We start from the raw sequence: 14,878 nt of genomic DNA, 5'->3' as shown, positions 1-14,878 counted from the left end.
CGTTATTCTTCCTCTGTATCAATAATGCCCGGCAACATCGTATCCGCCGGCGTTGCCTCAGCCGGCGTCAGCGCGGCCGTTTCTATACGGAATATCTCCGCCGGAAGCATAAAGTTACGCAGTTTCAGCAACGCCAGCGGGCCATCGCCCAGTGCAGTGCGCAGCAACCATTGCACCTGCCGGTTGTCCGGTGTGATGAGCGTCAGCCGGTACAGGCCATCTCCTACTTTCTCCCGCCGGGTTTGCTCAAGCCAGCGAATGAACCCCCATGCCCCGCTGTGATCAGCAAACAGGCGTGCGCCTGCATCGGTGTCAGTCCAGGTCAGCATGGCACCCGGTTTATTGATTACCCCCGGCCAGCGCAGGCTTTGCCACGCCGGCAACTGGTTAAAATAATGCAGTAGCTGGCCGTCGAGCGTGAGCTGCGTCTCCACGATGCCCGGCATCGCTACCCCCTGCATTTCAAAGCTGATGCCCTGGCTGCCGTCAGTAAACAAAATGTCAGACAACTGGCTTAGCTGATTGATGGCTTTCAGGAATGCCGGGTTAAAGGTCAGCCCCTGGCTGCTGGTTTCATCCACTACCCACGTGCTGCCCTCTTTATGCAGCACGCCCCCTAATTGCGTCGTCAGGAAGCGGTCTATCCGCCCCGTATCCCGTCGGATAAACTCTGCCAGCATCGGCAGCGAGACGTCCGTTTTTCCGGCGGCAAACGGATAGCGCCCGGTGAAGGCCGATGCCCAGTTAGTGACGACTGCACGCTGCCATACGTCGTTAAGGCTGGCGGCCGAAGGCTGGAGGACGGTTTCCCAGGCCTGGGACAAGGGTTGAACAAACATGGCTTGCCCAAAACCGTTCCATTCCTCACCAAGGCTGGCCGCAATCAGGCTGCCGTACTCCTGGGTGTCCGTCAGGTCAACACTTTTGCCCTGGAACACCGTCTGCGCCAGTTGCTGCATTCTTGTCTGCGGATCAGGCGCGTTAGCCACCTGCTGAAGTTTCAGGCGCACACGGGTCACGCGGGTGAGGTAGGTCTGTAAGCTGAGGGAACTGTCAGCCGCCATGACTGTTTGCGTGCTGTTTTTACCCATCAGCGTCAGCAGCGGGCCAAAGGTGCTGTCCAGTGGGCCGGCCGGCCCGGCGGCACGCTGGTCAATGACGGGTTTTTCCTCTTTGCCCAGCAGGTCTTTGGCCGATTTCATCAATGACGCGGAGAGTGCCTCGCGTTGCCGCCCCGCCTGGCCCTGGTAGGCCAGTGTATTCATCAGGGCAATCAGCGGTGACTGGCGCACATCACTCATCAGCGTGAGCTGATCGGTAACATCAGACAGGTTTTGCGCCGGGTTCCAGCTCAGGCTGTTAAGAAAGCCCAGCCAGGCACCCGCAAAATCAATAAAATAGCGTTCGGTAAGGCGGTTCTTTAACGCGTCGGGCGAGATATCCACAGACACGGATTTGCGGTTGTCACTCAGCACCCAGTCAATCTCATCGCGGCGGGACGCCACCGCCTTATCAATCGCCTCCTGGATCCCCCCTTCCCACGCCTGGCGAGTAAACATACCGGGCACCACGTCTTGTGTTGCGAACAGACGACGGGCATCGGTATCTCCGGCCATCGCTTCAAGCGTCATGTCCGCATAGTTGCGGCGCACGGAGACCAACATATTTTCATACAGTGTGCTTTCCGCATTGCGCTGCCCAATTTGTTCCAGCAGCACCCGCCGGGCCTGGGCCACCAGCGCGGCATCGGAGGTTATTTTCCAGGTTGGCTGGGACGGTAAATTCTGCATGTAAAAAGCCCACAGATCGGGGGCAAGGCTTTGCCAGAGGGCGGGCGACAAGCCTTTACGTGCCGGATCCACGTTTTTCATTACCTGCATGTAAAATGCCGCATCTGCTTTTTCCGGACGCGTCATCATCAGATAGGCTTTAAGCTGGTCATAACCCGGTTTTGCCCGTTGCGCCCGTTGCGGGCTGCCCGGCGGCAGAGCGGCCAGCGTGTCGAGTTCAGCATGCAGTCGTTGGGCCGACCCATCACGTATCAGGCGATTATTCGCCGCACCGTACCAGGGCAACAGTGCCTGCAGGAGCTGCTGGTTGTGGTTCAGGCCAACGCGCTGATACCAGGGCGCGCCCTCTTTTTCACGTTGTTGCAGACGCCCGATATCATTACGCAGCGCATGCATCGCAATAAGGTGTTCATCAGTAAGCACGACGGCATGTACCAGTTGCTGCGCCTGTGCAGCGGCAGAAATCATCTGCTGATGGTTCACCGCAAATGAGATGAGGCTGCCTGCTGCGCACAGGGCTATTATCCCCAGCAGGGAGAAGCCGAGCGTGCGCTGCCACGGCAACCCGACCCAGACACCGCGCGTACCGGTGCAGTCTGTCAGCACACCCTGCCAGATAGCCGGAGCACCCCAGGCATGCTCATGCCCCCCCTCTTCCGCGTTTTCCTTTTGCGACAGCGGCAGGCTGAACATCAGCCCACGCAGCGGAACACGCTTCAGATGCGTCTTCAGCCAGGGGGTCAGCAGCATCTTCCAGTGGGCAATCTGTTTTTCTTTAAGGCACTGACCAAGACGCAGCAAAAAATCGTGTGGGGGGCGGTCGCATACCTGTTGCATACCCTGCTCACGCAGCAACGGCAGCATTGCAGTGAGTTGCTCGCTGACGATCTCCGGGGTGGCGCGCGCGGGGAACAACGCCCCCACGGGTTGTGCCTCTCGTTCATCCTGGGACCACGGTGTATCACACACCTGCCACAGGTAGACGACAGGTTGGTAATGCAGCGATTCACCAACCTGCTCCAGGGTGCGCAAGGCCGTGTCCAGCGTGGATGGCGTCGCCTGGTCGTGCGTGAGCGCCAGCACGATCCCATCCAACGGGCGGCTGCGGCGCAGTGCGCGCAGCTCACTCAGGCGCTCTTTATCTAGTGTATTTCGCGGGCTGCCGCCGTAAATCAGCACCGTGCGGTCGCCTTCCAGCCACTGTTTTTCCTTAAGGCCGGGGGCGATGGCGGCAATATGTGCCTCCTCCCCCATCACCCACAGCAAACGGACTTTATAACGCCAGAGCCGGTGGTAGCGGGTGCGGAGATGGGATTTGATATCGTAAGTTAAAGGGTCGGTTTGTTTATGGGTTAGCGTACTGGAATGTAAGTCCTCACCGACTTTTTGAGTCACACATTTTATGCGTCTTTGCTGAAAGGACACGCCTGTAAAAAACAATGTTAAAAATAGTAAAGCAGCCAACATTATATATAGCCAAAATTTAAGCTTTTCTTTTCCGTCAGCCCATCCCCAACTGCCAGCATAAAAAAAACAAAAAAAAGCCGTAGCCACCCCAATCAAAGTTATAAAAAGGAGTAACCCGGAGAGCCTCCATATATTACCTTTCCCTATCATAATGCCGCTCCTTCGCACCCTTTGTATGGCGTTATAATGTTGAACGTGATGCCATTTTTTTCACCATAAGAAACCAACCCTGTTTTTTTATTAGTTTCTATATACAATGCAGATAAAGACATAACAGCCCACACATCCAGATTACCTGATGTAAGATCTATGTCTTTTACATAGCTCTTGCCGCCAGTTTTTTTTGATGTAAAAGCATCATTTAATTGCACAACAAGATCGCCGCTTCTCTCTTCGTCTATATTGCTTAAATAAAACCCTTCAACGCCGCTTGAAGCAGGTTGATAATTAATCAAATCACTCAACCCTTTTCTTACATCCATTTCATTAACAAACAAAGGCCTGAATATTCGACTATTACAAACCCTATATTTAAAATCAACGCCCTCTTCATTAGAAAAAATAAAGACACACCCACTTTCCGTCCTTATACCCTTCAAATTACCTTCGCTTACCAAGCAAATACTTATTAATATAGTCAGAGTAGTGCACCGCTGGCTTTCTAATAGCCGCGATAACTGATTATGATAGGCATCTACTGTAAAAACATAGCCCGATAATTTTTCTATAGGCAAACCCATCAACTTCCAGCTTTGCTTAAAATCATCCCAGGATGTTAAGTCTGGGTTTTTTATAAAAACCACTTCAAAGTTAAATGACTGTATAAGTTCTTGAAAACGGCCGCGCAGAGCAAAAAGCAATTCTTGCAGAACACTTTGGTAGGTAATGGAATTAATATTGGATGGATTAAATGTAACTTCCTGCCCCTTAACTACTGGTTGATGCTCGCCTGTCACTTTTTTTGTTTTATTAATCTTCCCAGGTAATAATAATTCATGGTCAACCATCAAAAGGCTTTTGCTGGCCCAGGCCCTCCATTTCTTCTCAATTAACTCTGATTCTTTCATCCATGCTTCATGATGCACTAAGTCAAGACCATATTTATAACAACGCAAAGACAACAACAATAAAAAAAATACGATAAGAAAAATTGATATGGCACACCAGGAATCATAAAAAACATCGCTAAGCGCCATTACTTCTATTAGTTTATAAAAAAATAAAACTACAGAGATAACTATTGCAAATGACACCCCCCAGCGTTTTTTATGTATAGCGGGCACCTCTTTTTTAAGGGTTAATTTTTGAATAGGCCACATAGAAACCACCTTTCTCGCGTACAAGATAAAGCGAATTAACATATATCAGGTTATTTGCTAATTTTTCCACTCGGGCATTCATTAATAATGACATTCCAATCATCAGAGGTTATTTTATCGACCAGTAAGCAATAGCTCGCATTTTTATCTCGTTTCATTTTATGAAAAATATTCTCAATCACTTTATGCCGATAAAAAAATGGATGTTTGGTGAGCGTATGCATTCCAAAGAGAATGGAATCATCATCGTTAAACAGCAATCCTTCAGGAGTCGAATGAAAAGCAGTAAGTAACATCAGACAGGCTTTATGCTCGCTAAATCTTTCCTGATATTGATATTCTTTTCTGTATCTTCGCAGCACACTATTAATCTTAGGAATTTGTTGTATCAATTTCCAGGCCTGAGGGTTTAATGAAAGGGAATAACTCATTTGTTGGGAATAAGTATAACTCCCTTTTTTACTGCTTAGCTTCCCATCACCATCGATATAATACCAACGTTGAATAGAACCCAGCAGTCTTGATTGCTGCCATTCATCCAGTACGTTTAGCACTAAACCGATGATAGCGGCATCAAAAAACCGTAATAAAAATTCCCCCTCCCCTGCTACCTTTTGTATGGCGATGGATGAAATATGCTCTACAATATATTTAATATTACCTGGGGAGCTTAGCCAGCCACAAATAAACCGCCCTTTTCCTTTCTCAAGAGCATCAGGGTTAATCTCATTCAGAGCAACATCTACACTTAGATATAAAAAATCAATATCCTCTTTATAGTTTAAATTTACAGGAATTAACCAGAGCTCAAGAACACCAAACAACTCAGGATGGTCAAAACTCACCTGACAGACATTCCCTTCTATCATTCTATTCCATAGCTCATTCTCTTCACACATGAATTTTAAGGTTGGATCTACCAGCAGCAGGCACTTCCCCCCCTCAGAGAGAATCTTTTCTGACAATTCATGTTTAATTTCCTCAGCGCGTTGTTTCATGCTTTCTTCTTTATAATCATAAAAAACAAACGACAACTTACACCTCCATTAAATAATCCATAATGGCAAAAACACCCCTAGTAATAATACCAATACTCAAATTGCCCTGCCCATTTACTGGTAGGCCGCAGGGGTTTGTCTTTACATTTAGGGGAATACCACTTCCCTGCCCTTTTCAGCTTTCGCTCATGTCTTGCGGTGGTTTTATTTAGATTAATCTTTTCCGGACACGCCCACCCCATGGTGCGGAATATATCCTCTGCCAGTTTACAGGTGGTTGGCGCATAGGCTTTATAAGCGGAGATGGCAATGACTATTGCAATAAGGGCATAAACCACAATAGCAATGACCCATAACTCGCCATAATATTGCATATTAAACAACTCACGCAGCGCCGTTATATAATCACCATCAATTACTGAAGACATACCAAGACAAAAAAGCATCATAAAAAACGCGAATAAAATTAACATATACTTAACACGCAACCAGCCATAGGCATAACGGCCCATTTCACAGCGCGGACAGACAGAGATGATTCGCTCTGCCGGATAGGCTATGGCATAGACCTCATAGTGGTCTGTCTGCCACTCCGCCACCATCTCTACCTCATCCCCTGCTTTCAGGTCTGTCATACCCACCCAGCCCCGGAACGGCATACCTTTTATCTGGCCCTGAATATAATCCGCGGTGCTCACCAGCGGCTTGTCCTCTGAGGCCAGCAGTGCCCCCAGGGCCGGGCTGCCTGCTGCCGTGGCGGCGGCCCCGCCTGCCAGGCACTGGGCATCGCCGGCATTGGGCAAAGGGTTGGTGCGGTAGAAATCCACTTCAAAATCAGCCTCGCAGCGCTGACGGCTGAAGGCCTCCAGTTCCCCGGTTATTTTGCAGAGTCCGCAAATAGGTGGTAATACCGGCGGTGGGGGGAGTGCCATTAAGCGAGCGGCTGCTTCTTGATACTCAGCTTCCCTCATCGCAATCCTTTCCAGAGTTGCGTCGGGGATATTTTTACGATATCTATTTTGTGCTCCCTCCCACATATCCTTCTTATTTTGAACTTCTTCCTGTAACTGACGTAAATTTACCGGCTTCTCCCCTCTCATACTATTTCCTTAATAGCAGCATTCAAACGCTCCGCTTGTTCATCATAACCAAGATATAAAGGCTCTGACCCAAAATAACATTGCCGGCACCAGACTTGTAATTCATTATCAGAAACCCAGGCAATTATCACTTGCAAAAAAATTAGTACAACAGCGAACTCCCAGGTCAAGAGGATGGCTAACACACGTATTCCCAATATACGCATGGTCAGGAATGCTGTAATCCGCTCCTCAATAATTTTCCGCCCTATAGCTCCCAGAAGCATACCTACATATTTAACGGTTCCTAATCCATCTACTCCCGTTTTTAATGTATAGAAAAAGATCATTCCAAATCTTTTCTTGCTAAACTCCTCTTTAACCTTTGAGTAATCTAAATATGTACTAATCGCTGAAGCCGCCCCGCCCATAAAAGCACCCAATCCTTTAACCAGCCCTATCGTCCGTGCGCCGGCACTCTCTCCTTTCTCAAGCGCAGGCAGAACGATATCACTAACCTGATAGACCATTGTCATGCCGCTGGCCAACAATGTCGCCTGGCTTTTAGTGTCCCCTTTCGTTTGGCTGTAAAGATAACCAAAATCCAGGGCGTTAAAAAACAGCATCACCAGCCCAATACGGGAGTTTTTTATAGCTGCACTGCCCTCTTCTTTTCCCGAAAATTCATTCCAACTTTTTGTTATTTCCTGATACTTTGCCATCTTTTCTTGATTCACCTCCATAAACCCTTTGCTGGCTTTTATTTCCTGTAATAGCGATGCCCGATAGGCTGCCCCCTCTGTCAGCTGGGCATTAAGCAGGTTTGTCACATGTTCAGGCGGTACGCCGGCCCGCAGGGAAAAAATCGTTTTAAACACCATTTCATTAAAGCTGTCCAGCTTGCCGCCAAAATTCTTCAGATTAAAAACCCGGTCACCGACTGACGACATAAATCCGTCTATTTTATAAAGCTGCCTGTCCACCCAGTGGGCGTCATCAGGTAATGCTTTCGCCAGCTCTTTACTGGCTTTCTGATAAAAACTTGTGTATTTCTTCAGATTCCCGGCCTGAGAAAGTGCCAGTGCCAATGTTGCCGGTATGATAGGTGAATGGTCATCTTTTTTACTCTGTGCCTGCTGTAATAACAGCTCCAGCTCACTGATTATCGCCGGGTCGTTAGCCGCTACCGCACGCCATAATAGATTCGTGCAATCGGCAGCGCTCAGCCCGTCACGCCAGCGCTCTATTAATGCTTGCCCACGCAACGTATTACCGATGCCGCAAATCGCTTTAGTCACGATAGCTTGATAATTGAGCCCATCGCTGAACTCTTCAGAGTGGAAATCTTCCAGCGTGGTAATCAACAAGGGGGCAACCAGCCAATTTAACAGGCTGCCGCTTCGTTGCTCATAGATTGTCGCGATATCGGTGCAGAGCTGTTGATAGCATTTTACAAAATCCTCCCGCCGGGCAGTATCAAGCAGCGCAGCATAAGGTTCCCAGCTTTTTGCTCTCTGCCGGTCACCCGCCTTCTGGTAGCCGCTTTCCCTGGCTGCCATCTCCTGTTGAACCTGCTCTTTTAATTGTGCGACCTTTTTTCTGTGTTGCACAAGAGGCTCGATAGGAGAGCGGATAAGTTCATTTGCATAATCTTCATCAACATTTTCCGCGCCCCACTGCTCCAGCAAATCGCAGTCACTCATTGCCTGTTGCAGCAGTTCCGGCTCATCCTGGTAACGTCGACGCAAAGCGGCTCGTCGAAAGGCGCTTGTTTCCGGATTGGCATAAAACGCCCCTTCCCCCATCCGGGTGCGAAGCCTGTCGAGTTTATTTTGGGCTGCATCGCTTAAAAGTGCCTGTATTAATTCCAGATCCCGATGCGTTTTCAGGTCAAGATCACGTTCAAATGCAAATTGTGCCTGACGACCCAGCACATCCATTCCCCAGCCGTTAAGTTCATGAGCGATACCTACGGCGTCCCACAGGGGGATAAGCATAGGGGAGCACCCTTCGCCGCAACGACTTTTCATCTTTTCAGCCGTCACGCTATGTTTCCCCCGGCGCCCTAGAGACCAGGGATAAAGCGTCGACCAACTGTTCAACAGGGCCTGATTCACACTGTATTTATTGGTGGGAGAGCCGGTTTGAGTCAGATTAGGTGCTGAACTTAAGATGTGCTTTGCTTCAGATTGTTGATCCGGCATCAGGCCAGAAAAAGCGACATCCTGATAATCCAGTACTGCTTTTAAAGACTCTGCCGTTGCTATTGTCACCCCTTTACCGGTGGGACTTTTTGCCCAGATGGCCGGCTGAATTTTTTGCATACGTTGACTACGTGCGGATTTGTCATTTTTATAACGATCCAGCGTGGTGTTACTCCATTTAAACTGGCTGTAGGCGAGCCACACATCACCACATTTTTCCGGTGAACCAATACAAAAAAACTCTACCATGCTGCCGTCATGCGTTTGTGAATAACAAGCAGGTGAGGTAATTCCCAGTGGATTAGTTGCTGAATACTGACGCCATAGAGAACCATCCTCGGCAATACTGAAACATTGCCAGTACTGACTCCCCTGTGCACCCTTTTCATAAAACAGATACAGATAGCCTTGCCGCAAAGCACGTAAGGCATACCGCTCATCATTTTCTACTTTTATCTCTGTCACGGTGGGGTCTTGAGCCCACCCGGGCAGTGAAGCAGTAATAGGTTTAGGCACAACTGCATAACGAACGGGTAAAATTGCCAACCCCGTTGAGGTACATTCATTATTACAAGCCATGAGTTAATCCTTACGCATCGCTTATTCCACTGGCTCAGCCATTGAAGTATTTCGTTTGTGCAAAAACGTTATGGTCGTTACAACCACATAAAACACGGTCTTGATCCTGTACCAGTTTCGTGCCCTCATCTATCCAGGCTTCGGCAGTGCCGTTAATAGGAAATGCACCTTTACATTTACTGCATGATGCAAGATCACCTGATTGTGCGATGACTCTGCCTTCATCAACAAATGCAGAAGTTGCTGAGATAATGCTTCCATAGGTGGTTTTATCACCTAACGCTGCCAGCTTCTTGGTCGGCATAAATATTTCCTAATTAGATAAATTACGAAGATAGGGGTACAAAAGGATCTTGCGCTTGTGCAGCTTTAATTATTCCTGGCTTACATCCTGTAGGAAGTTTTACGGCATTTTCCAATGTATCCGCGCCCATCCGTTGTATAACAATGCATTTCATTGTGACATTCTTAGCTGTGCCTAACTCAATGCCGCCTTCACTAAGACGAATATAAGAACCGCCGCAATTAAGAAGAAGTTCTGTTTGTGCTGTGACTAATACCTTATTTTTCTGACTGGCGATGGTAAGCTGCTTTTCAGCGAGTAAATCTAATGCATCACTTTGTGCCTGAATTTCTATTTTCCCAGCCGTCGCAAACATTTTGATGCCCATCCGGTGAGCAAACAGGCTTATTGCTTCACCCACGGCGATTCGGAATTTTTTAACTATGCTGAAATCCGCGTCACTTCCTGCAGTTGCTATTAAATTTTCTTTTGCAGATAACTGAATACTTGCCGGTGTTACCATGGCAATTCCAGATGGTGCCGACATGAGCAAAGCCCGCTGTTTCAGATTCGCTAAAGTCATCTTCATCAGCTCTGTCTGTTTTGTTAAGTCAGCAAGTTCAGCCTCTGCTGCTTCTGCAGCATGCCTTAACCCTGCCGTTAGCTGGCGCGCAGCCTCCAACTCAGCTAAGGCCGCCTCCATCTCCAGCACCTTGCCCCGCGCCCTGGGTTGCGCATCGGCACTGATGAAGAGGCCCTTTCCGGCGCGTATCGCCCCGTAACTGTCGGTTCTGAGCTCAAAGCCCTCGCCGCGCGGCTGGCGTTCGCTGTCGACCAGATGGCCGAGGTTCAGCTGGCTTTTGCCGCCGTAGTCGGTGGAGAGCTTGATGTGCTCCTGCCCGCGGGTGTCATCGAGGCGCAGTTTGTTGTTGGCAGGCGTTCTTAAGACGTTGCGCTTGTAGTTGCGGATAGTGACGTGGTCCGGGTGCGAGGAGTCGTGCAGGACGCCCGCGATATAGGGCCGGTCGGGGTTACCGTCCTCAAAGCCTATCGCCACCTCGGTACCCGCCAGCAGCGGCAGGTGCAGGCCGTAAGTGTCGCCCGCATAGGGGCGTGACTGGCGCACCCACAGGCTCTCCTCGCCCGCAGGCCAGCCGGCCCGGTCAAACAGCAGGTTGACTTTATAGCGCCCGTGCTTGTCGATATGGCCGTAGGGGTCATTGCGCTGGGTGCTGGTGACGCGGGCCGGCAGGGTGCCCGCCATCGTCGGCTTCGGGATGCTCGGGGGCCGGAAGCCGTACGCCTCCGCGCTGGGTATCGCCGTGATTTCCACCTCAAAGTTTTTGTCCCGGCGGGCCGTGGCGGTGAGGGCCGTAATCACCACGCCCTGGCGGAACGCCTCCGGTACGCCCATGCCGCCGGTGACCGTCAGTACCTGCCCCGGTGCAATACCGGCGCAGTTGGTGACCGCCGTGAGCTGCGTCCGGGCATTCAGGTAGCGCTCATGGCGGACACGGGCATAAAACGCGCCGCTCTCAGCCTCCGGGTCACGTCCGGCACTGCCGGCGGTGAGGTAGTTATCAGCGTAGTGGTAGGCTTCACCGTAGGTCGTCACCTCGCCGTACGCCACCTCCGCCTGCGCGCGCAGGTCCTCCGCGGCCTGCCGGTAGTTATAGTCCTGCGTGCTGACCGACTTATCCACCACCTGATGGGCGCTGACCAGGCTCCACACTGACTCCACCCCCTCATCATGCAGGCCCGAGGGCGGCACCACCGGCAGCGTGACGCCCGGCTGGTAGTGGACCGGGCTGTCACAGAACGCCACCACATCAATGCCCAGCCGGGTGTCCGGGGTAAAGTGAAACCAGATACCCACCTCGGCCAGCAGGCGCGAGATAAAGGTCAGGTCATCCTCACCATACTGCATCACCTGCTCGCGGCGCGGGTACTCGTGGGAAAGGGTGAACATAAAGTCCTGCCCGCGCATGTCATGGCGCTCGCGCAGAACTTTCTCCACAATCTGCGGCACCGACATATCCTGATAAATGGCGTTCTGGCGGCTGCGCGACAGCAGCGCCAGCCGGGGCTGCAACGCCAGCGCATACAGGCTCTCATCTTTCGAGGTGGCAAGCCGGGTAAAACGGGTCACCACGCCCTGCACTACCCGCACCGGCTGCATCAGGCGGATGCCGCTGCCCGGGTCAACCGGGGCCTGCAGGGTCAGGGTGGCGTCCTGCAGCAGAAAGGCGCCGGGGTCGAGGGCCTTATCGGTGCAGGTAAACGTGAGGGTGTAGCAGAAGGGCCGGCTCAGGGCCTCCTCCGCGGCCAGGCCCAGGATATCCAGCTCCGCGGTACAGCCGCGCACGCGCAGCAGATGGTGGCGGTGGTCGAAGAATATTGGGGGGTTCTTTTTCATTATTCATCTTCCTTATCAATACCTTCCCCATCAAACGCCAGCACAATGCCCTCGGTTTCCTCCCAGCCCAGGGTCAGGTGGGTAGTGGGCTGCTGCGCGGCGCGGCGTTGCAGCAACTGCTGGCTCAGTACCGGTAAAATTTGCTGATTGAGCAGACTGTCGATATTGCGCGCCCCGGTGTCCGGCAGCAGGCAGGCGGCAACCAGCGTGTCATACAGGCTCTCCTCAATATGGCAGTGCAGACCGTAGTGCCGGGTCAGGCGGCCGGCCACCTGCGCAAGCTTCATCGCCACGATAGTGCGCAGGGCAGCGGCGCTCAGCGGGCGGTAAATCAGCGTCTGGAAGCGCGCCAGCAGCGCAGGCTGGAAGTGGTCACGCAACAGCGGGCGCAGCAATTCATGCAGCTCGCCGTCGCCGGCGTCCGGCTGTTCGTCAAGCAACTGCATCAGCAGGTCGCTGCCGAGGTTGGCGGTCATCAGGATCACTGTGTGGCGAAAATCGATTTCCCGCCCTTCGCCGTCGCGCATAAAGCCGCGGTCAAACACCTGGTAGAACAGGTTCAGCACGTCGCGGTGCGCCTTCTCTACCTCATCCAGCAGCACCACACTGTAGGGGCGTTTGCGGACCGCCTCGGTCAGCACGCCGCCCTGGCCGTAGCCGACATACCCCGGCGGGGAGCCCTTGAGCTGGGAAACGGTATGGGCTTCCTGATATTCGCTGAGGTTAATGGTAATCAGGGATTTCTCGCCGCCGAACAGGCTGTCCGCCAGTGCCAGCGCGGTCTCGGTTTTCCCGGTGCCGCTCGGGCCGACCAGCAGGAACACCCCCAGCGGGCCATTCTCCGGCGTCAGGCCGGTCTTCGCCGCCCGCAGGCGCTGGGCCAGGCCGCTGAGTGCGGTATCCTGCCCCACTACCCGGTCACCCAGGTGCTGTTCGAGGTGAAGCAGGTCGGTCTGTTCATCTTTCAGCAGGCTTGAGAGCGGCACGCCGGTCCAGTCGGCAATCACGCCGGCCACGGTGCGCACATCCACATCCAGCGACAGCAGCGGCGCACTGCCCTGCACTTGCAGCAGCTCTGCCTGCAGTGCCGCCAGGTGGGCCGCGTCGGCTATCTCCTGCCGCGCCGCCATAATGCGCCGGGCCAGGCTTTTCTCTTCATCATACTGCTGTTGCAACCGCTGTTGCTCCGTCGTCAGCAGCGTGCGGCGCTGCTCAATCGCCTGCAGGCGGGTTGAGCCGCTGTCCGGCATCAGCCGCAGGTCCTGTTCAATCGCCTGCTGCTCCAGCAGCAGGGCCGCCAGCTCCGCATGAAGGGCCGTCAACGCGTCCGGCAGGGTGTCAAGGCTCATGCGCACCCGCGCGCCTGCGGTGTCGAGCAGATCTACGGCTTTGTCAGGCAACTGGCGCCCGGTCAGGAAACGGCGGGAGAGCGTCACGGCGGCGGTGATGGCCGCATCCCGGATATGCACGCCGTGGTGCTGCGCATAACGCGATTTCAGTCCGCGTAACATTAAACAGGCCGCGGCATCATCCGGCTCCTCAACGCTGACCCGCTGGAAACGTCGCTCCAGCGCCGCGTCGCGCTCAAAATACTGCTTGTACTCGCTCCAGGTGGTGGCCGCGATGGTGCGCAGCTCGCCCCGCGCCAGCGCCGGTTTCAGCAGGTTGGCCGCATCCGCGCCGCCCGCCTGATTGCCTGCACCGATAAGGGTGTGCGCCTCATCAATAAACAGCAGCACCGGCACCGGCGACTGCTGCACTGCATCAATCACGTTTTTCAGCCGCTGCTCAAATTCGCCTTTCACCCCCGCGCCCGCCTGTAACAGGCCGAGATCCAGCGTGCGCAGGCTTACGGGTTTCAGGCTCTCCGGCACCTCACCTTCGGCAATGCGCAGCGCCAGCCCTTCGACCAGCGCGGTTTTGCCCACGCCCGGCTCGCCCACCAGAATCGGGTTGTTTTTGCGCCGCCTTGAGAGGATGTCAATCATCTGGCGGATTTCGCTGTCGCGGCCGAACACCGGGTCGATCTCCCCGGCTTTCGCTTTTGCCGTGACATCCAGGGTAAATTTATCCAGTGCGGCCTGCAGCGCCTCGCTCAGCCCGTGGCCGGTGCTGCCCGCCGCGTTTTGCTTCTCATCCTCCAGCACAGGGGCGGTCTGGTTCAGGGCCGCCTGCTGTTGCCGTTCAGGCCGCTCGTCAGACTGCGCATCCAGCAGCGGTTTCAGGCGGGTAATCTGGGCCGCACTCAGGCTGAACAGCGGCCACGCCCCCTCACAGCGCAGCAGCATGGGCTGCGCCAGCAGCGCCTCCAGCAGGTGCACGCTGCGGATAGTGTCTGCAGCGTCCTGCAGCGAAGCATTCAGCCAGGCGGCCTGCATCAGCGTCTGTACTTCGTCCGAAAGCTGCGGACGGGACTGCACCGCGCGCGGCAGCGCATCCAGGTGCGCCAGCAGGCTTTGCCACAGCGCGTCCATGTCCCACTCATAACGGCGCGCCAGCACCGTGATATCGCCCTCGCCCAGCTCCAGCAGTTTGAGCAACCAGTGCTCGACAGTCACGGCAGCGTGCGCACGGGTGCGGCACAGCATGGCCGCCGCCTCCAGCGCCCTGGCGCAATAGGGGTTTAAACGACGAAGTAATACGGCTTGCTGATGTTCCATTATTTTCTCTCCTTTTCAGACACGCTACCGCCCTTCGCTGTGAACCAAAGCGCATAAGGCCGATGCCCGGGACTGTTGTGCTG

General features: G+C 53.3%; 8 protein-coding genes. All 8 read right to left on the bottom strand.

Annotated elements, in window-relative coordinates; translation table 11 throughout:
• Positions 1–2 precede the first annotated feature (2 nt).
• Genes CYR52_RS07130 through tssH form a run of 8 tightly spaced genes read right to left on the bottom strand, consistent with a single transcriptional unit; the run spans position 3 to position 14,795 of the window.
• Complete coding sequence (locus CYR52_RS07130) at positions 3–3,425, bottom strand: ImcF-related family protein (RefSeq protein ID WP_420912792.1); 3,423 nt, start codon at positions 3,423–3,425, stop codon at positions 3–5.
• Positions 3,404–4,576, bottom strand: coding sequence for a hypothetical protein (locus CYR52_RS07125; protein ID WP_146001328.1), 1,173 nt, complete (start codon positions 4,574–4,576; stop codon positions 3,404–3,406). Before CYR52_RS07125 ends, CYR52_RS07130 begins: the two co-directional genes overlap by 22 nt.
• 50 nt (positions 4,577–4,626) lie before the next feature.
• Positions 4,627–5,610 (bottom strand): DUF4123 domain-containing protein, encoded by a 984-nt coding sequence (locus CYR52_RS07120; protein ID WP_146001327.1) that lies wholly within the window; start codon positions 5,608–5,610, stop codon positions 4,627–4,629.
• A 41-nt stretch (positions 5,611–5,651) separates the two neighbouring features.
• The gene (locus CYR52_RS07115; RefSeq protein WP_101828281.1) at positions 5,652–6,674 is read right to left on the bottom strand and encodes a putative type VI secretion system effector; all 1,023 of its coding nucleotides are present in this window, start codon (positions 6,672–6,674) and stop codon (positions 5,652–5,654) included.
• A complete protein-coding gene (locus CYR52_RS07110; RefSeq protein WP_146001326.1) occupies positions 6,671–9,436 on the bottom strand; it encodes a T6SS effector BTH_I2691 family protein in 2,766 nt (921 codons plus the stop codon). The genes CYR52_RS07115 and CYR52_RS07110 overlap by 4 nt, the downstream gene beginning before the upstream one ends.
• Positions 9,437–9,470: 34 nt before the next feature.
• On the bottom strand, positions 9,471–9,740 hold the full coding sequence (locus CYR52_RS07105; RefSeq protein ID WP_101828279.1) for a PAAR domain-containing protein: 270 nt from the start codon (positions 9,738–9,740) through the stop codon (positions 9,471–9,473).
• Between the two features lie 22 nt (positions 9,741–9,762).
• Positions 9,763–12,135 carry a type VI secretion system Vgr family protein gene (locus tag CYR52_RS07100; protein ID WP_101828278.1) on the bottom strand — a complete coding sequence of 791 codons (2,373 nt, stop codon included), beginning with the start codon at positions 12,133–12,135 and terminating at the stop codon, positions 9,763–9,765.
• Positions 12,135–14,795: a type VI secretion system ATPase TssH gene (tssH, locus tag CYR52_RS07095; RefSeq protein ID WP_101828277.1), complete on the bottom strand. Its 2,661-nt coding sequence runs from the start codon at positions 14,793–14,795 to the stop codon at positions 12,135–12,137. The genes CYR52_RS07100 and tssH overlap by 1 nt, the downstream gene beginning before the upstream one ends.
• Positions 14,796–14,878 lie beyond the last annotated feature (83 nt).

The organism is Chimaeribacter arupi, from assembly GCF_002858805.1.
In the GTDB taxonomy this organism is placed as follows: domain Bacteria; phylum Pseudomonadota; class Gammaproteobacteria; order Enterobacterales; family Enterobacteriaceae; genus Chimaeribacter; species Chimaeribacter arupi.
The sequence above is the reverse complement of the archived record's forward strand: the minus strand, read 5'-3'. Positions and strand labels throughout refer to the sequence as shown.

Excerpts from the sequence above, each read along its gene's own strand:
- CYR52_RS07105 (WP_101828279.1), bottom strand. The coding sequence starts at position 9,740 with ATGCCGACCAAGAAGCTGGCAGCGTTAGGTGATAAAACCACCTATGGA.
- tssH (WP_101828277.1), bottom strand. The coding sequence starts at position 14,795 with ATGGAACATCAGCAAGCCGTATTACTTCGTCGTTTAAACCCCTATTGC.
- CYR52_RS07115 (WP_101828281.1), bottom strand. The coding sequence starts at position 6,674 with ATGAGAGGGGAGAAGCCGGTAAATTTACGTCAGTTACAGGAAGAAGTT.
- CYR52_RS07100 (WP_101828278.1), bottom strand. The coding sequence starts at position 12,135 with ATGAAAAAGAACCCCCCAATATTCTTCGACCACCGCCACCATCTGCTG.
- CYR52_RS07110 (WP_146001326.1), bottom strand. The coding sequence starts at position 9,436 with ATGGCTTGTAATAATGAATGTACCTCAACGGGGTTGGCAATTTTACCC.
- CYR52_RS07125 (WP_146001328.1), bottom strand. The coding sequence starts at position 4,576 with ATGTGGCCTATTCAAAAATTAACCCTTAAAAAAGAGGTGCCCGCTATA.